Below are 16,434 nucleotides of genomic sequence, written 5' to 3' on the forward strand. Positions count from 1 at the left end.
ACAGACGGCTCCCTCTCCCTCTGGGAGAGGGCGGGGGTGAGGGAAAGCCCGGACGCCATTTTCCAGTAATGGCTGATATGCCTGCAGGGCACGGCATACGAAGAGTCCCTTGACGGGAGTGGTAGATGGCAGAAGACCACGCAAGCGGCGAACGCACCCGCTTCTGGCGCGCCCAGGAGCTGGGCGGCGTAGAGCTGCTGCACGCGCGCTACATCGAGCAGGTGTTCTCGCCCCACGTCCATGAAGGCTTCGCCTTCGTCATGATCGAGCAGGGTGCGCAGCGCTTCCACCATCGCGGCGCCGAGCACTTCGCCCCGGCCGGCAGCGTGGTGCTGATCAACCCCGACGAGGTCCATACCGGTTCCAAGGCCGACGAGGCCGGCTGGCGCTACCGCGGTTTCTACCCGGAGCTGGCGCAGGTTTCCGGCGTGCTGGAGGAGCTTGAACTGGGCAAGGGTGGCACACCGTCTTTCGATGCCAGCGTGGTGAATGATCCGGAGCTGGTGCAGGCGCTGTTCGCCGCCCACCGGCTGGTGGATTCCGACGCCACTGTGCTGCAGCGCCAGACCTGCTGGCGCGAGGCGCTTCTGCTGCTGTTCCAGCGCCATGCGCGAATCCCCGAAGCGCCGCCGGCGGGCAATGAACCGCTGGCGGTGGCGCGCGCCCGCGAGCTGCTCGGTACAAGACTGATGGAGCCGCCGTCGCTGGAGGAACTGGCCGCCGCCGTCGGACTGTCGCCCTTCCACTTCGCTCGGGTGTTCCGCAAGGCCACCGGGCTGCCTCCTCACGCCTGGCTCAAGCAGCGCCGGCTGGAGCAGGCGCGGGCTCTGCTCAAGCAGGGTTGCATGCCGGTGAACGTGGCGATGCAGCTGGGCTTCGCCGACCAGAGCCATCTCAGCCGGCAGTTCAAACAGGCCTATGGCGTCGGCCCCGGCGAGTACCGCCAGGCCTGCGCGCGATCGTTCCGGTCGGCCTGATTCTCCCTGCGCCATTTTCAGCCAGGTCCCGCCCACTGAGGGGCTGATGGTCTATCGCCGCGCCGGATGAACAGTCGTTCGGCATGCCGAAAAGAGAATTTGAGTCAACCGGAATATTTTTGCATTTGCGATACATTTGCATTTACAAAATTTACATTCGGTTTTAATTTGCCGCCCCTTCACGAAGTACCCGGGGAGGGGGAAGCATGTCGCACGTTCGTTCGTGGTCGCGCCTGGCGATCGCCGTTGCCCTGGCCACGCCGCTGCTGCCGGCGCAGGCCGAAGAAGACACCAAGGAACTGGAGACCGTCACCGTCGTCGGTGACTGGCTCGGCGAGGCCGACCAGCAGGTGGTGCAGAACCACCCCGGCGCGCGCACCGTGGTACGCCGCGAGCAGATGATCGAAGAGGGCGCGCAGAACGTGCGCGACTTGCTGCGCGGCATTCCCGGCGTGCAGGTGCAGGACAACAACGGTACCGGCGGCAGCGATGTTTCCCTCAACGTTGGCGTGCGCGGCCTGACCTCGCGCCTGTCGCCGCGCTCCACCGTGCTCATCGATGGCGTCCCGGCGGCCGTGGCGCCCTATGGCCAGCCGCAGCTGTCGATGTTCCCGCTTTCGGTGGGCAACCTCGACAGCGTCGACGTCGTGCGCGGCGCAGGCTCCGTGCGTTACGGCCCGCAGAACGTCGGTGGGGTGATCAACTTCGTCACCCGGGCGATTCCCAAGGAGTTCTCCGGCGACGTCGGCAGCACCGTGGAAACCGCTTCCCACGGCGGCTGGAAGAAACTCTACAACGCCTTCCTCGGCGGCACCGCCGACAACGGCATGGGCGCCGCGCTGCTGTACTCGGGCGTGAAGGGCGCGGGCTACCGCGACAGCAACGACGCCACCGACATCGACGACGTGATGTTCAAGACCCACTGGGCGCCCACCGATGCCGACGAGTTCTCCGCCAATTTCCATTACTACGATGGCAGCGCCGACATGCCCGGCGGCCTGACCCAGGCGCAGTTCGACAAGGACCCGTACCAGTCGGTGCGCGATTACGACAACTTCACTGGCCGGCGCAAGGATGTCTCGCTCAAGTACAAGCGGCAGATCGACGACCTCACCCAGGTCGAAGTGCTGACCTACTACAGCGATAGTTTCCGTGGCAGCACCATCGCCAACCGCGACCTCAAGACCCTGGCGTCCTACCCACGCGACTACCACACCTTCGGCATCGAGCCGCGCGTGTCGAAGATATTCATGGTCGGCCCGACCACCCAGGAAGCCAGCATCGGCTACCGCTACCTGAAGGAAGCGATGCACGAGCGCGCCAGCCAGGTCGGCCTGGTGAACAACATTCCCACCGTGCAGCCGGGCGCCGATGGCCACATCTATCAGGACCGCACCGGCGGCACCGAGGCGAACTCCATCTACCTCGACGACAAGATCGACGTGGGCAACTGGACCGTCACCCCAGGTATCCGCTTCGAGCGCATCTCTACCGACTGGCATGAGCGCCCGGTGCTCGACAACAAGGGCAAGCCGGTCCAGGAGAAGAACCGCAGCAAGGACTACAACGAGCCGTTGCCAGCGCTGGCGGTGATGTATCACCTGTCGGACGAGTGGAAGCTGTTCGCCAACTACGAGACCTCCTTCGGCAGCCTGCAGTACTTCCAGCTCGGCCAGGGCGGTAGCGGCAATGACACCGCCAGCGGCCTGCAGCCGGAAAAGGCGAAGACCTACGAAGTGGGCACGCGCTATGACAACGGCACCTGGGGTGGCGAAGTCACGCTGTTCTACATCGACTTCGACGACGAGCTGCAGTACATCAGCAACGACGTGGGCTGGACCAACCTGGGCGCCACCAAGCACCAGGGCATCGAGACGTCGGCGCACTACGACATGGCTGCCCTCGACCCGCTGCTTGCCGGCCTGACCGCCTACGGCACCCTGACCTATACCCGCGCGACCTACGAAGGCGACATTCCCGGCTTCAAGGGCCGTGACCTGCCGCTGTACTCGCGCCAGGTGGCCACCGTCGGCCTGCGCTACGAGCATGATCGCTGGACCTACAACGTCGATGGTTTCGCCCAGTCGAAGCAGCGCGCGCCCGGCCCGACCACCAACTCCAACGGCAGCTTCACCGGCAACTACATCACCGAGCCGAGCGCCGATGGCCAGTACGGCAATATTCCCGGCTACGTGCTGTGGAACGCCCGCGTGGGCTACGACTTCGGCCCGCAGGCGTCGAACCTGAAGGTCGCCGCCGGGGTGAAGAACATCTTCGACCAGATGAACTACACCCGCTCCAGCGATAACAACGCGGGGATTTACCTCGGCGAGCCACGCACCTTCTACGTGCAGGGCAGCGTCGGCTTCTGACGTCGTCCCGCCCCTGGGAAAAGCCCGTCCTTTGCGACGGGCTTTTTCTTGCGCGGATTGCACTGTCCGAATGGATTTGTGCGGAAAATGTGGCTTTTCTTCACGCTGTTGCCGTCATATCCGTGCTGTCATTCCGGCTCAAGGCCGCTACGCAGGTATACAAGGACGATGTCTCAACACTCGCAATTCGCCCTGCTGGGCACCAAGCGATTCCTGCCCTTCTTCATCACCCAGCTGCTGGGTGCCTTCAACGACAACATCTTCAAGCAGTCGCTGATTCTGGCGATCCTCTACCACCTCACCGTCGGCGGTGATCGCAACCTGCTGGTCAACCTCTGCGCGCTGTTGTTCATCCTGCCGTTCTTCCTGTTCTCCGCCCTCGGCGGCCAGTTCGGCGAGAAGTTCAACAAGGACGCGCTGATGCGCGCGCTGAAGCTGGCCGAGATCGTGATCATGGCGGTGGGCGCCGCGGGCTTCGTGTTCGGCAGCCTGCCGCTGCTGTTCCTCGCGCTGTTCGCCATGGGCACGCATTCGGCGCTGTTCGGCCCGGTGAAGTACTCGATCCTGCCGCAGCACCTGCGCGAGGACGAACTGGTCGGTGGCAACGCCCTGGTGGAAATGGGCACCTTCCTCGCCATCCTCTGCGGCACCATCGGCGCCGGTGTGCTGATGTCGCGGCAGGACTACGCCGCGGGCGTCGGCATCGCCGTGGTGCTGGTGGCCGTCTGCGGTTTCCTCGCCAGCCGCAACATTCCCCGTGCGGCCGCCGCGCTGCCGGACCTGAAGGTCGACTGGAACATCTTCCGCCAGTCCTGGAGCATCCTCCTGCTCGGCCTGCGTCAGCGCCCGGCGGTGTCGCGCTCGCTGGTGGGCAACTCGTGGTTCTGGTTCCTCGGCGCGGTCTACCTGACGCAGATCCCGACCTACGCCAAGGAGCTGCTGCACGGCGACGAGAGCGTGGTGACGCTGATCCTCACCGTATTCTCGGTGGGCATCGCGCTGGGCTCGATGCTCTGCGAAAAGCTCTCCGGCAAGAAGGTCGAGATCGGCCTGGTGCCCTTCGGCTCCATCGGCCTGAGCCTGTTCGGCATCCTCCTGTGGTGGCATTCGGGCGGCTTCCCGCAGGGCGAGCAGCCCTACAACTGGCTGGCGGTGCTGGAGCACTCGCAGTCCTGGGCGGTGCTGGCCGACATCCTCGGCATCGGCATCTTCGGCGGCTTCTACATCGTGCCGCTGTATGCGCTGATCCAGGCGCGTACCGAGGAGGACAAGCGCGCGCGGGTGATCGCCGCCAACAACATCCTCAATGCGCTGTTCATGGTGGTGGCGGCGATCGTCTCGATCCTGCTGCTGTCGGTGGCGAAGCTGTCGATCCCCGAGCTGTTCCTCGTGCTCTCGCTGATGAACGTCGCGGTGAACGTGTACATCTTCAAGATCGTGCCCGAGTTCACCATGCGCTTCCTGGTCTGGCTGCTGACCCACTCGATGTACCGGGTGGATCATCGCAATCTCGAAGCCATCCCCGATGAGGGCCCGGCGGTGCTGGTGTGCAACCACGTATCCTTCGTCGATGCGCTGCTGATTGCGGGTTCGGTGCGGCGTCCGGTGCGCTTCGTCATGTACTACAAGATCTTCCGCATCCCGGTGCTCAATTTCGTCTTCCGTACGGCTGGCGCCGTGCCGATCGCCGGGCGCAACGAAGACGCGCAGACCTACGAAAAGGCTTTCGCCAAAGTCGCCGAGTACCTGCGCGAAGGAGAGTTGGTGTGCATATTCCCCGAGGGCATGCTGACCCTGGACGGCGAGATGAACGAATTCCGCGGTGGCGTCGAGCGCATTATCGAGGAGACCCCGGTGCCGGTGATCCCGATGGCGCTGCAGGGGCTGTGGGGCAGCTTCTTCAGTCGCGATCCGCAGAAGGGCTTCTTCCGCCGCTTGTGGTCGCGGGTCTGCCTGGTGGCCGGTCAGCCGGTGGCACCGGAAGAGGCCAAGCGCCTGGCGCTGCAGGAGCAGGTTGCGGCGCTGCGTGGTGCGGCTCGCTGAGTTTCACGCGGCAAAGAAAAAGCCCCGGCAATGCCGGGGCTTTTTCATGGGCGTGTCGCGGTTCAGATAACCTGAACTTCGTCAGCCTGCAGGCCCTTCTGGCCTTCAACCACAACGAAGGAGACCTTCTGGCCTTCCTGCAGCGATTTGAAGCCGGTGCCCTGGATGGAGCGGAAGTGCACGAAGACATCGTTGCCGCTTTCCGGAGTGATGAAGCCGAAGCCCTTGGCGTCATTGAACCACTTGACGGTGCCGGTCTGACGATTCGACATGGAAATACACCTTGAACAATTGAATATTGTTTTGCGGAAAAGTCCGCGCTCGTCCTGAGTTGCAAGGTGCAGTCGAAGCCGGGTGGTGGGGAATGGCCCCACCAGGTCACGAGCCACAGTGACCCAAGCAAACACAGTGGCCCGCAGCATACCGACAAATTTTCGGGAAAGCGACAGCCCGCCGGTATCGAGAACCGATACAGCGTCAGTGGCTCATTTTCAGTCCGACCAGTCCGCACAGAATCAGCGCGACACTGAGCAGGCGCACCGGCGCCATGGACTCGCCGAACAGCACGATACCGACGATGACGGTGCCGACCGCGCCGACACCGGTCCAGATGGCGTAGGCGGTGCCCAGCGGCAGATTTCTCATTGCCAGGCCCAGCAACCCCATGCTGGTGATGATCGCCAGTATGGTGAGGATGGTCGGTATCGGACGGGTGAAGCCTTCGGTGTATTTCAGGCCGACAGCCCAGCCCACTTCGAACAGGCCGGCGACGAACAGAATGATCCAGGACATGGAACTCTCCAGACGGTGGATGGAAGGAAGGGCCGTCCCCGCTGGAGCACCGGAAGGTGGTGAGGTCGTCCTCACAATGTGCATTATTTTGCACAAAATCGGTGCGCCGGGCAACCCGGCGCAGGATTCCTGCCCTATTGCGGGGCCTGCTTCTGCGCCGATGGCTCGTCGCTCATGCGGCGGAACCAGGTGGACAGCGTGGCACCGGAGATGTTGTGCCAGACACTGAACAGCGCGCTGGGCACTGCCGCCAGCGGTGAGAAGTGCGCGCTGGCCAGTGCCGCGCCGAGGCCGGAGTTCTGCATGCCGACTTCCAGCGCCAGCGACTTGCGCTGCGCCAGCGGCAAGCCGAAGACCTTGGCGGTGAAATAGCCGAGCAGGAAGCCGAAGCCGTTGTGCAGGATTACCACGGCCATGATCAGCAGGCCGGACTCGGCGATCTTCGCCTGACTGGCGGCGACCACGGCGGCGACGATGATCACGATGGAAATCACCGAGATCAGCGGCAGCACGTCGACCACGTGGCGAACCCGCGCGCCGAGCATGCGCTGGGCGACAAGGCCGAGCACGATGGGCACCACGACGACCTGCAGGATCGACCAGAACAGTGCGCCGAAGGACACCGGCAGCCAGGCCGAAGCCAGCAGCCAGATCAGCGCCGGTGTCAGCAGCGGGGCGAGGAGGGTGGTCACGCCGGCGATGGCCACGGAAAGCGCCAGGTCGCCGCGCGACAGCCAGGTCATCACGTTGGACGCGGTACCGCTGGGGCAGCAGCCGACCAGGATGACCCCTACGGCGATTTCCGCCGGCAGATGCATCAGTTGGCAGAGCAGCCAGGCCATGCCGGGCATGATCACGAAGTGGGCGATCACGCCGAGGGTGACGCGCCAGGGATGACGGGCGACTTCGGCGAAATCCTCGACCTTGAGCGTCAGGCCCATGCCGAACATCACCACGCCGAGCATGGGCACGATGGCGATGGTGAGCGGAGTGAACAGAGAAGGGATGAAGAACGCCAGGATGGCGAAGAGCAGCACCCAGAGGGCGAAGGTGTTGCCCATGAAGCGGCTGAGCAGGATGAGAGCACGCATGGGCCGTCCTTCTGGTTATGCAGGCCTTGTCCAGTGCCAGGCACCGCGCGGGCGCGGCGCCTGTGGGGGGATCAGATGCCTTCTGGCATCGCCTCGCCGCCGAGTGCTTCGATCAGCGCCGGGAGGAACTCGGCGAAGGTCAGCATCATCAGGGTGAAGCTGGCGTCGAGCTGGCCGAGGGCGTCTTCACCGCCGTCCTGCTCCGCCTTCTCCTGCAGCATGTCTTCGAAGCGCAGGCGCTTGATCGCGACCTTGTCGTCGAGGACGAAGGACAGCTTGTCCGACCAGGCCAGGGACAGCTGGGTGACCAGCTTGCCGGCAGTCAGGTGCAGCTGGATTTCCTCGCTGGTCAGGTCCTGGCGCTTGCAACGCACTACGCCGCCGTCTTCGTGGGTATCACGCAGTTCGCACTCGTCGAGGACGAAGAAGTCGCCGGCGGCTTCCTGGGTCTTCACCCATTCGGTCAGGGTGGCGGTCGGCGCGGTCTTCACGGTCAGCGGCCGCACCGGCAGCGAGCCCAGGGCTTCGCGCAGGGTCGACAGCAGGTCTTCGGCCTTCTTCGCGCTGGAGGTGTCGACCAGGATCAGGCCGAGACTCGGAGCGATGGCGGCGAAGGTCACCGAACGGCGGATGAAGGCACGCGGCAGCAGGGTCTGGACGATCTCGTCCTTGAGCTGGTCGCGCTCCTTCTTGTAGACCTTGCGCATCTGCGCGGCTTCGATCTCGTCGACCTTCTCCTTCAGCGCGTCACGCACCACGCTGCCGGGGAGGATGCGCTCTTCCTTGCGGGCACTGATCAGGAAGAAACCCTCGCTGGCGTGAACCAGCGGTGCGTCCGGGCCCTTGCCGAAGGGAGCGGAGAAACCATAGGTAGTCAGCTCCTGGCTGGCGCAGGAGCGCGCCGGTTTGCTGGCCAGAGCCTTTTCCAGGGCATCGGCGTCGATCTGCAGATCCTGGGTGAGGCGGTATACGAGCAGATTGCGGAACCACATGAGGGGCTAACTCCTGGACACAAAGGATGCATTATTCCGTTCGGCGCGGTTCAGGCCAACCCCGTTTCGTCATTCACCCTCTTCATCTAAGCCTTTGGAACATCTGAAAATTTTTTTCATCGAGGGGCTTGCCAGGGGCAAATGTCCTCCGTAGAATGCGCCCCACTTCGAGACGAAGGGTGATTAGCTCAGCCGGGAGAGCATCTGCCTTACAAGCAGAGGGTCGGCGGTTCGATCCCGTCATCACCCACCACTCGAGGTCCGACGCAGCGGTAGTTCAGTCGGTTAGAATACCGGCCTGTCACGCCGGGGGTCGCGGGTTCGAGTCCCGTCCGCTGCGCCACATTTCGAAAAGCCCTCAGGTAGCAATACCTGGGGGCTTTTTCTTTGCCTGTCTTTTTTCCTGCGAAAGTCTTGCCTGCGAAAACTTCCCGTCAAGAATTGCCCGCTTCGATCACACGGATTGCGTGCTGGCGGTCTGTCTTATCCTGTTAATTTTCTTATAAGTTTGCTGTGGGAACTTCTCTCTCGGCAGTGGTTCCTATTGCCCATAGCCACTGGCCACGAGCGCCTGATAAGCTCGCGGCTTCATTACTTAAGCCATGACGGCGCAAAGACAAGGATTCAGCATGAAACAACATCGGTTGGCGGCAGCGATCGCGCTGGTCGGCCTGGTTCTCGCGGGCTGCGACAAACAGGCCGCCGAAGTGGAACTCAAGACTCCTGCGCAGAAAGCTTCCTATGGCATCGGCCTGAACATGGGCAAGAGCCTCGCCCAGGAAGGCATGAATGACCTGGATTCGAAAGCCGTCGCCCTGGGTATCGAAGATGCCGTCGGCAAGCAGAAGCAGAAGCTGACCGACGAAGAGCTGACCGAAGCCTTCACTGCCCTGCAGAAGCGCGCTGAAGAGCAGGTCGCCAAGAAGAATTCCGAAGCCCTGGAAGCCGGCAAGAAATTCCTCGAGGAAAACGGCAAGCGTGACGGCGTGGTCACCACCAAGTCCGGCCTGCAGTATGAAGTCGTGAAGAAAGCCGACGGCGCGCAGCCCAAGGCCACCGACGTCGTCACCGTTCACTACGAAGGCAAGCTGGTCGATGGTACGGTCTTCGACAGCTCCATCCAGCGTGGCAGCCCGATCGACCTGCCGGTCGGCGGCGTGATCCCGGGTTGGGTCGAAGCCCTGCAACTGATGCACGTTGGCGAGAAGATCAAGCTCTTCATCCCCAGCGAGCTGGCCTACGGCGCCCAGAGCCCGAGCCCGACCATCCCGGCCAACTCGGTCCTGGTGTTCGACCTCGAACTGCTGGCGATCAAGGACCCGAATCAGCCTGACGCCGCTGAAGCCCCGGCGGAAGAGCCGAAGAAGTAACTGAGTACCTTGGTACCAGAGAAAACGCCCCGTTACCCACGGGGCGTTTTCATTTGTGCGGAAAGCGCTCTGGAACGCTGTGCCGACCGTCGGGTCTGAAAGAGAGTAACCTTGGGCCCGGTGTTACCCTTATGCACATATTTGACGCAGTTGAAACAATGTCCTCCCCTTGACATTGGAGAGCCCATCGCTTAGCTGCAACTGCATGATTTTTAACGCATTTGTAGGGGTGAACAAAAAATCGCCGATCTGTCTGGAACCCTCGTGGCGCGGGCGTTTTGGCGATATCGAGGGTGCCTTTCAACAGAGTTATCCACAGGAAAGGTGGATAACCTGAACCTGCCCTGTACGAATTTTCCTATCGAGGTGAATCGATGAAAAAGCCTCCGGGATTTGACCGTTTTCTCAAGCTCGCCAGCCGCTTTATTGCCGGTGGGCGGGTGCCCGCCCTGCTGTTCGCGGTGGCGCGCAAGAGTGGCCGGGTCAAGCTGGCCAAGACCGATCTGAAGCTGCTGCAGGAACTGCTGGTTGCCTGGGTGCGCGGCGACTATCGCGGCATCAGCTCCCAGGCGCTGGTCTCCGTCGTGGCGGCACTGCTGTATTTCCTCTCGCCGGTGGACCTGGTGCCCGACTGGCTGCTGGGCGTCGGCTTCCTCGACGATCTGGCTGTGCTGGCCTGGGTGGTGCGCCGCTGGCAGTCGGAGATCGACGCCTTCAAGCTGTGGCGCGACGCACAGGGTGTGGAGACGCGCGAGGCCCTGAAGCAACTGCCGCCGCCGGAAGCGATTCAGCGCCTCTGATGCATCCGTGCAATCTGTTCGCCGAGCAGACGCTGGATGGAACCGTCGCTCACCAATGCCTGCAGTACGGCATCCAGCCGCTCGGCGGGGAGTGGTAGCGCCGGGCCGTACGAGCAATGGATGGAGTAGCGCTGCACGTTGCGGCTGTTGATCGCCACGGGCAGTGCGTGGTGCTCGGCGAGGAGAAACTCCAATGGTCGGCGCATCTCGATCAGGGCATCCAGGCGACCGGCTTCGAGCATGTGCAGTCGGGTGTCCAGGTCGCGCACATCCGCGCGCTTCACACGACCTTCGGCAAACGCCTGCATGAGCGTGACGGGATAGACATAGCCCAGGCTGGTGCCGATGCGAACATCGTGCAATTGGGCGAGGTCCCGCACCAGCGGTGCATCGGCGCGCTGGGCCAGGGCGTCTTCTTCCTCGAACAGGCTCGGTGACCAGTGCAGCTTTTCCGGCGCCTTCATCCACTCTGGGTTGTTGATGCACAGCAGGTGGATCGCGCCCTGTGCGAGCGCGGGCTCGGCGCGCTTGTCCGGGGTTTCGACGAAGCGAACCTCGAGGCCCAGGCGCTGTCCGACGGTTTCGCCCAGGTCGCGGATGAAGCCGGGCGCCAATTCATGGTCGATACTTTCGGCGTAAGGCATGCCGTTGCTTGGCGAATAGCCCCAGCGCAATTCCTCGGCGCCGCACAGGGCGCTGGCCAGGCATAGGCACAATGGAAGGAAGCGCAGCAAGTCGGTCCCCATGTCTGGTGGCGAGAGGCGGTGCGCAGTATAGCCGGCACAGGCGCGCATCAGGCTGTTAAGATGGCCGCCTGCAAGGAGTGTTGTCATGAACGTTCAAGTCATCATGCGTGACGGCGAAGCGGAGTACGCCGTGGTTCCCTGGGCCGAGTACCAGTCCCTGCTGGCCGCCGCCGGCCGTGGTGTCGCCCAGGTCATCAAACCGGTTGCCGCCCCGGCACTCGACGAGAAACCGGACTGGAAGGCATTGCGCGAAGCCCGCGGCCTTTCCATCGAAACGCTGGCGCGATCGGTGGGCATCAGCCCGTCCTACCTGGAACTGATCGAGAGCGGCGAGCGCGAAGCCAGCGACGCCATCCAGCATGGCCTGCGTCGTGCCCTGGGCACTGGGGAGTCCGCTTCTTGAGCGTGCAGATCAGTCGCAAGCATTGGGAAGGCCTGCTCGGCGAGCTGGAAGATGCCCGCCGCCAGCGCCATCTGCTCACCTACCGGGCGCTGATCGAGCGCCTGCAACTCCCGACCCCGGCGATGACCGTGCTGACCGCCGCGCTGGAGCACCTGGCGGCACTGGATGCCCGCGCCGGTCGCCCGCTGCGCAGCTCGCTGGTGATCAGCCAGGGCGCCAGCCGCCTGCCGCGCACCGGCTTCTTCGAGTACGTCGAGCGTCTGGGCCGCTTCTCCGGCGCGCCGGATGGCCCTGCCGCGGCCGGCTGGCATGCAGCGGAAGTGGTACGGGTCTTCGAGTTCGAGTACCCCGAGGAGCTTTGACGTGGCGAGCCCTCGCGAGCTGTTCTGGCGTTTGCGCGCGCGGTTGAGTTATGCCGTGGCGCGGCGCCTGATGGGCTGGCCGTGGATGGTCCGTCAGCCGAAGTCCTGGGCCTGGATGCAGGGCCAGTTCGCGCGCATGGCTGCCCTGGGCGACGTGGGTGCACAGAGCTTCTACGGGCATCTGCTGCTATTCCGCGGGCAGGGGCTTGGCGCCCGCGAGGAAGGTCTGCGCCTGCTGCGTCTTGCTGCTGTCGCCGGTGATCACAAGGCGGCCTACCAGGTGGGCGTGCAGTCGCTCACAGGCGATACGCGCCACGCCGGCGATGCGCAGGAAGCGGCGCGTTACTGGAGTCAGGCCGCCGAAGCGGGCCACCCGTTGGCGGCGCGCAAGCTCGGCGAGTTGTATCGCAGCGGCGGCCCGGGCCTTGCGCCTGATGAAGCCCAGGCTGAGCGCTACGAGGCGCGCGCCCGCCAGTTGGGCCTCTGAGTCATTCCGCCGTGAGGATGTGCAGGCTGTAGCCAGGCATGTTCTTCGCGTGGCGCTTGGCCTCCGAAGCCAGCCCGGCCAGTTGGCTGGCATCCAGGCGCTGCCCGGCGCCACTCTTCACGTGCACCACGCCGATCGACAGGGAAAGCAGTGGATATTCCTCGCGCTGCCCCTGGCGGTTGTGCGCGACGAAGCAGCCCGCGTCCAGGTGCTCACGGCTGTAGAAGCGCCGGCACTGGCCCTGGAAATCCTCCAGCAGGTGGTTGAGCCGCTCGCGCCAGTCCTGCGTCCCCAGCACCAGCATGAAATCGTCGCCGCCGATATGGCCGACGAAGTCCCGCGTCGGGTCCACGCGCTCGCCCAGGCACTGAGCCAGGCAGAGCAGGACTTCATCGCCGCGGGCATAGCCGTAGAGGTCGTTGAAGGGCTTGAAGCTGTCGATGTCGACATAGCACACCACCGCTTCGCGCCCCTGTTGCAGCAGGCGCGACAGGCACTGCTGGATGGGCACGTTGCCCGGTAGCAGCGTCAGCGGGTTGGCATGGCGGGCCTGGCGGATCTTCAGTTCGGTAATCAGCTTGAGCACGTCGATCACCCGGCCCAGGCCGAGATAGCGGCCGTTCAGGGTGATGATGAAATCTTCCTCGATGCGCTGGCGCGCGCGGCTGGTGAGCAAGCGGCTGACCTGCTGCAGCGACTGGCTGCGCTCTACCGCGAGGAAGTCATTGCTCATCAGCCGGCTGATCGGCTTGCGCGCATACAACTCCGGCGCGAAGGGCTTGAGCAGGGCATCGGACAGGGCGTGCCGATGGACGATGCCCACCGGCTGGTCGTTGCGGTCCAGCACCGCCAGGGAATTCAGGTTGGCCTGGGCGCGGAAGGCTTCCAGTACATCGCCGATGGGGGTGTCGTCGCGTACTGCCGGATGTTCCAGCAGCAGGGGTTCGAGGTCCGCTTGATCTTCGGCGAGCAACGCGCCGGCGCTGTCCACCTCCGGTAGCAGGGCGCGAGCGTCGCGCGGCGGGTTTTCGTTGGGGCGGCCGAGCAGGTAGCCCTGCACCAGGTCCACGCCCATCTCCGACAGTACCGCAAGCTCCTCGGGTATCTCGATGCCTTCGGCGATCACCTGGGCGCGGGAGGCGTGGGCCATCTTCAGGATCGAGCCAACGAACTCGCGCTTCACCGCATCCAGGTGGATGCCTTCGATGAAGTGGCGGTCGATCTTCACGTAGTCGGGGCGCAGCTCGGACCACAGGCGCAGGCTGGAGTAGCCGGCGCCCAGGTCGTCCAGGGCGATGGAGAAGCCCATGGCGCGGTAGTGATGCAGCGCGGTGTCGAGCAGGGTGAAGTCCTCGATCGGCGTCTGTTCGGTCAGCTCGATCACCACGTCGCTGGGCGAAATGCCGAAGGTCTGCAGCAACTGCAACGTACGGCCGGGCTGGTGGGTCGGTTCCAGCAGGGACTCCGGGGAAACGTTGAGGAACAGCTTGCCCTCGAGCTTCAGGTCGCGAAAGCGCGCGCAGGCCTTGCGCCGGCAAAGCAGCTCCAGCTGGCTCAGGCGGCCGCTGCTGCGTGCAATGCTGAACAATGGCAGGGGCGAGTGCAGGGGGCCGTTGGACGGGCCGCGGGTGAGGGCTTCGTAGCCCACCAGGCGCCGTTCCGAAAGCGACAGGATGGGCTGGAACAGGCAGTGCAGGTCGCCGTGAGCGAGGATCTGGTCCAGCGCGCTCAACTGCTCGGTGACGGTCATGACGGTTCTCGGTGGCTGGAAAAGCAAAGGGCCGGTTTCCCGGCCCTGTGCATTTCACGACAGCGTCATGACTGTTTGATTACATCCGATCAGTGTTTGGCGACCTGGGAGTCCAGATTCAGGTAGTCGATCAGGATGTGCCCGGACTCGGTCAGGTAGGCGTCGTCCTGCGGCTTGGTCTTGTCCTCTTCCGGCAGGGCGTTCTCGTCTTCCTTCTTCAGCTCCTTGAGCGGCTCCTGGCCCTTGGATTTGCGCAGGGCATTCTCCATGGCCAGTTGGCGGTTCTCGATACTGGTCTGCTGGGCGCGACGCTTGGCTTCGTTGAGGCTGACGGTTTTCTCTTTCATCAGCTCCTGGGCCAGGGCGAGGCGCTCGCGGGCGTAGACGAAGTCCGCGTTGTGCTCGGTGCGTGCGTCGTGGCGGGTACGCAGCTGGTCGAGGAACGGCTTGAACGGGTCGGCCTGGGCCTTCAGCGCGGGCTTGATGGTGTCCCATGGCATCGAGTCGGGCAGGGCGCTTTCGCCGATTTCCTTGTCGTCGACGATGGACGGGTAGCTGATGTCCGGAATCACGCCCTGGTGCTGGGTGCTCTGGCCGGAGACACGGTAGAACTTGGCCAGGGTCAGCTTCAGCTCGCCGTGGTTGAGCGGCTGGATGGTCTGCACGGTGCCCTTGCCGAAGGTCTGGCCGCCGACGATGAGCGCGCGGTGGTAGTCCTGCATGGCGCCGGCGAAGATTTCCGAAGCCGAGGCGGACAGGCGATTGACCAACACGGTCATCGGACCGGTGTAGAAGGCCTTGCCCTCGTCATCGTTGAGCACGTCGACGCGGCCGTCGCTGTTGCGTACCAGCACGGTCGGGCCCTGGTCGATGAACAGGCCGGTCAGCTCGGTGGCTTCCTGCAGGGAGCCGCCGCCGTTGTTGCGCAGGTCGATGACGATACCGTCGACCTTGTCCTTCTGCAGTTCGGCGATGAGCTTCTTCACGTCGCGGGTGGTGGACTTGTAGTCCGGGTCGCCGGCGCGATAGGCCTTGAAGTCGAGGTAGAACGCGGGCACGTCGATGATGCCCAGCTTGTAGTTCTTGCCTTCGTGGTCGATGGTGATTTCCGACTTCTTCGCCGCCTGGTCTTCCAGCTTCACCGCCTCGCGGGTGATGGTGACGATCTTGCTGGTCTGGTCGTTCGGCGCGTTGGTGGACGGAATCACTTCCAGGCGGACCTGCGAGCCTTTCGGGCCGCGGATCAGCTTGACCACTTCATCCAGACGCCAGCCGACTACGTCGACCATCTCGCCCTTGCCCTGGGCGACGCCGATGATCTTGTCGGAGGTGGCGATCTGCTTGCTCTTCTCGGCGGGACCGGCCGGTACCAGGCGCACGACCTTGACGTAGTCGTTGTCGCTCTGCAGTACGGCGCCGATGCCTTCCAGCGAGAGGCTCATGTTGATGTCGAAGTTTTCCGCGCTGTCCGGCGACAGGTACTGGGTGTGCGGATCGTAGGTCTGCGCGAAGGCGTTGATGTAGGCCTGGAAGATGTCTTCGCTGCGGGTCTGCTCCAGGCGCATCAGCTGGTTCTTGTAGCGCTTGGTCAGCTGTTCCTGGATGGCCTTGTTGTCCTTGCCGGCGATCTTCAGGCGCAGGACCTCGTCCTTCACCTTCTTGCGCCAGAGGTCATCGAGCGCGGCGCTGTCTTTCGCCCAGGGCGATTTCTCGCGGTCGATTTCCAGCGACTCGTCGGTGGTGAAGTCCATCTTGTCGACGCCCTTGTTCAGGGTCGCCAGGGCGAAGTCCAGGCGTTCCTTCAGGCGGTCGAGATGGCGCTTGTAGATGGTGAAGCCGGGCTCCAGTTCGCCGCTTTTCAGGAAGTCGTCGAACTGGGTGCGCCAGGGCGCGAACTGGTCGATGTCGGCCTGGGTGAAGTACATCCGCGCCGGATCGAGGGTCTTCAGGTAGCTGTCATAGATTTTCGCCGAGCGCTCGTCGTTCAGCGGCGGCTTGTTGTAGTGATGGCGCTTGAGCAACTCAACGATGTTGAGGCTGGCAATCACTTGGTCCCGGTCAGGCTGCAGGCCATCCCAGACGTTCGGGCTGCTGGTGGCGGCGAACGAGGAAAAGGCGGTGGCGCCGAGGATGAACAACAGGGCGGTGCGGGGCAAAAATCGCTTCATGCTGATTCGACTGATCGCGGAGTTATGACGCATATTAGGCCGTAATTGGCGACGCCGGGTTCAATCGCAATAGAAATCGGC

General features: G+C 63.8%; 15 protein-coding genes and 2 tRNA genes. 10 read left to right on the forward strand and 7 right to left on the reverse strand.

The genetic code is table 11. The features are described from left to right. The first annotated feature begins 125 nt into the window (after positions 1 to 125). The 3 genes from N5C91_RS03885 (at position 126) to N5C91_RS03895 (ending at position 5,392) form a co-directional block, all read left to right on the forward strand. The gene (locus tag N5C91_RS03885; RefSeq protein WP_279828042.1) at positions 126 to 977 is read left to right on the forward strand and encodes an AraC family transcriptional regulator; all 852 of its coding nucleotides are present in this window, start codon (positions 126 to 128) and stop codon (positions 975 to 977) included. 206 nt (positions 978 to 1,183) lie between these two features. After that, positions 1,184 to 3,349, forward strand: a complete 2,166-nt coding sequence (locus N5C91_RS03890) for a TonB-dependent receptor family protein (RefSeq protein WP_279828043.1) — start codon at positions 1,184 to 1,186, stop codon at positions 3,347 to 3,349. A 168-nt stretch (positions 3,350 to 3,517) separates the two neighbouring features. Next, a complete protein-coding gene (locus N5C91_RS03895) occupies positions 3,518 to 5,392 on the forward strand; it encodes an MFS transporter (protein WP_279828044.1) in 1,875 nt (624 codons plus the stop codon). Between the two features lie 62 nt (positions 5,393 to 5,454). Here N5C91_RS03895 and N5C91_RS03900 read toward each other — a convergent pair whose 3' ends face one another. The 4 genes from N5C91_RS03900 to rdgC form a co-directional block, all read right to left on the reverse strand. Next, a complete protein-coding gene (locus tag N5C91_RS03900; RefSeq protein WP_045210321.1) occupies positions 5,455 to 5,664 on the reverse strand; it encodes a cold-shock protein in 210 nt (69 codons plus the stop codon). A gap of 205 nt (positions 5,665 to 5,869) precedes the next feature. After that, positions 5,870 to 6,184 (reverse strand): quaternary ammonium compound efflux SMR transporter SugE, encoded by a 315-nt coding sequence (sugE, locus tag N5C91_RS03905; RefSeq protein WP_236171542.1) that lies wholly within the window; start codon positions 6,182 to 6,184, stop codon positions 5,870 to 5,872. A gap of 134 nt (positions 6,185 to 6,318) precedes the next feature. Then, positions 6,319 to 7,275, reverse strand: a complete 957-nt coding sequence (locus tag N5C91_RS03910; RefSeq protein ID WP_236201687.1) for a bile acid:sodium symporter family protein — start codon at positions 7,273 to 7,275, stop codon at positions 6,319 to 6,321. Between the two features lie 71 nt (positions 7,276 to 7,346). After that, positions 7,347 to 8,267, reverse strand: coding sequence for a recombination-associated protein RdgC (gene rdgC / locus N5C91_RS03915; protein ID WP_024763419.1), 921 nt, complete (start codon positions 8,265 to 8,267; stop codon positions 7,347 to 7,349). 177 nt (positions 8,268 to 8,444) lie between these two features. Here rdgC and N5C91_RS03920 point away from each other — a divergent pair. The 4 genes from N5C91_RS03920 to N5C91_RS03935 all read left to right on the forward strand — a co-directional run bounded on the left by N5C91_RS03920 (position 8,445) and on the right by N5C91_RS03935 (position 10,437). Then, a tRNA-Val gene (locus tag N5C91_RS03920) sits at positions 8,445 to 8,520 on the forward strand. Between the two features lie 13 nt (positions 8,521 to 8,533). Beyond that, positions 8,534 to 8,610 (forward strand) — tRNA-Asp (locus tag N5C91_RS03925). Positions 8,611 to 8,896: 286 nt separating this feature from the next. Next, complete coding sequence (locus tag N5C91_RS03930) at positions 8,897 to 9,637, forward strand: FKBP-type peptidyl-prolyl cis-trans isomerase (RefSeq protein ID WP_236171537.1); 741 nt, start codon at positions 8,897 to 8,899, stop codon at positions 9,635 to 9,637. A 374-nt stretch (positions 9,638 to 10,011) separates the two neighbouring features. Then, complete coding sequence (locus N5C91_RS03935) at positions 10,012 to 10,437, forward strand: DUF1232 domain-containing protein (protein ID WP_236171535.1); 426 nt, start codon at positions 10,012 to 10,014, stop codon at positions 10,435 to 10,437. On the opposite strand, the gene N5C91_RS03940 is transcribed toward N5C91_RS03935, so the two are convergent. Next, positions 10,425 to 11,183: a transporter substrate-binding domain-containing protein gene (locus tag N5C91_RS03940; RefSeq protein ID WP_279828228.1), complete on the reverse strand. Its 759-nt coding sequence runs from the start codon at positions 11,181 to 11,183 to the stop codon at positions 10,425 to 10,427. The genes N5C91_RS03935 and N5C91_RS03940 overlap by 13 nt on opposite strands. Before the next feature lie 85 nt (positions 11,184 to 11,268). Between N5C91_RS03940 and N5C91_RS03945 the strand changes: the two genes are divergently transcribed. From N5C91_RS03945 to N5C91_RS03955, 3 genes are all read left to right on the forward strand, one after another. Then, positions 11,269 to 11,586, forward strand: coding sequence for a helix-turn-helix transcriptional regulator (locus N5C91_RS03945; RefSeq protein WP_279828045.1), 318 nt, complete (start codon positions 11,269 to 11,271; stop codon positions 11,584 to 11,586). Further along, positions 11,583 to 11,948 (forward strand): hypothetical protein, encoded by a 366-nt coding sequence (locus tag N5C91_RS03950; protein WP_236171532.1) that lies wholly within the window; start codon positions 11,583 to 11,585, stop codon positions 11,946 to 11,948. Before N5C91_RS03945 ends, N5C91_RS03950 begins: the two co-directional genes overlap by 4 nt. A 70-nt stretch (positions 11,949 to 12,018) precedes the next feature. Next, entirely contained in the window at positions 12,019 to 12,435 is a 417-nt protein-coding gene (locus N5C91_RS03955; RefSeq protein WP_236171977.1) for a sel1 repeat family protein, read from the forward strand. Position 12,436: 1 nt separating this feature from the next. Here the strand turns inward: N5C91_RS03955 and N5C91_RS03960 are convergent, their stop codons facing one another. Together N5C91_RS03960 and N5C91_RS03965 are read right to left on the reverse strand one after the other, a co-directional pair. Then, complete coding sequence (locus tag N5C91_RS03960) at positions 12,437 to 14,185, reverse strand: bifunctional diguanylate cyclase/phosphodiesterase (protein WP_236171530.1); 1,749 nt, start codon at positions 14,183 to 14,185, stop codon at positions 12,437 to 12,439. Positions 14,186 to 14,274: 89 nt separating this feature from the next. Beyond that, a complete protein-coding gene (locus N5C91_RS03965; RefSeq protein ID WP_236171529.1) occupies positions 14,275 to 16,353 on the reverse strand; it encodes a carboxy terminal-processing peptidase in 2,079 nt (692 codons plus the stop codon). Positions 16,354 to 16,434: the final 81 nt, after the last annotated feature.

Source organism: Pseudomonas sp. GD03903, assembly GCF_029840045.1.
Lineage (GTDB): Bacteria > Pseudomonadota > Gammaproteobacteria > Pseudomonadales > Pseudomonadaceae > Pseudomonas > Pseudomonas pseudonitroreducens.

Excerpts from the sequence above, each read along its gene's own strand:
- N5C91_RS03885 (WP_279828042.1), top strand. The coding sequence starts at position 126 with ATGGCAGAAGACCACGCAAGCGGCGAACGCACCCGCTTCTGGCGCGCC.
- N5C91_RS03890 (WP_279828043.1), top strand. The coding sequence starts at position 1,184 with ATGTCGCACGTTCGTTCGTGGTCGCGCCTGGCGATCGCCGTTGCCCTG.
- N5C91_RS03895 (WP_279828044.1), top strand. The coding sequence starts at position 3,518 with ATGTCTCAACACTCGCAATTCGCCCTGCTGGGCACCAAGCGATTCCTG.
- N5C91_RS03900 (WP_045210321.1), bottom strand. The coding sequence starts at position 5,664 with ATGTCGAATCGTCAGACCGGCACCGTCAAGTGGTTCAATGACGCCAAG.
- sugE (WP_236171542.1), bottom strand. The coding sequence starts at position 6,184 with ATGTCCTGGATCATTCTGTTCGTCGCCGGCCTGTTCGAAGTGGGCTGG.
- N5C91_RS03910 (WP_236201687.1), bottom strand. The coding sequence starts at position 7,275 with ATGCGTGCTCTCATCCTGCTCAGCCGCTTCATGGGCAACACCTTCGCC.
- rdgC (WP_024763419.1), bottom strand. The coding sequence starts at position 8,267 with ATGTGGTTCCGCAATCTGCTCGTATACCGCCTCACCCAGGATCTGCAG.
- N5C91_RS03930 (WP_236171537.1), top strand. The coding sequence starts at position 8,897 with ATGAAACAACATCGGTTGGCGGCAGCGATCGCGCTGGTCGGCCTGGTT.
- N5C91_RS03935 (WP_236171535.1), top strand. The coding sequence starts at position 10,012 with ATGAAAAAGCCTCCGGGATTTGACCGTTTTCTCAAGCTCGCCAGCCGC.
- N5C91_RS03940 (WP_279828228.1), bottom strand. The coding sequence starts at position 11,183 with ATGGGGACCGACTTGCTGCGCTTCCTTCCATTGTGCCTATGCCTGGCC.
- N5C91_RS03945 (WP_279828045.1), top strand. The coding sequence starts at position 11,269 with ATGAACGTTCAAGTCATCATGCGTGACGGCGAAGCGGAGTACGCCGTG.
- N5C91_RS03955 (WP_236171977.1), top strand. The coding sequence starts at position 12,019 with ATGGGCTGGCCGTGGATGGTCCGTCAGCCGAAGTCCTGGGCCTGGATG.
- N5C91_RS03960 (WP_236171530.1), bottom strand. The coding sequence starts at position 14,185 with ATGACCGTCACCGAGCAGTTGAGCGCGCTGGACCAGATCCTCGCTCAC.
- N5C91_RS03965 (WP_236171529.1), bottom strand. The coding sequence starts at position 16,353 with ATGAAGCGATTTTTGCCCCGCACCGCCCTGTTGTTCATCCTCGGCGCC.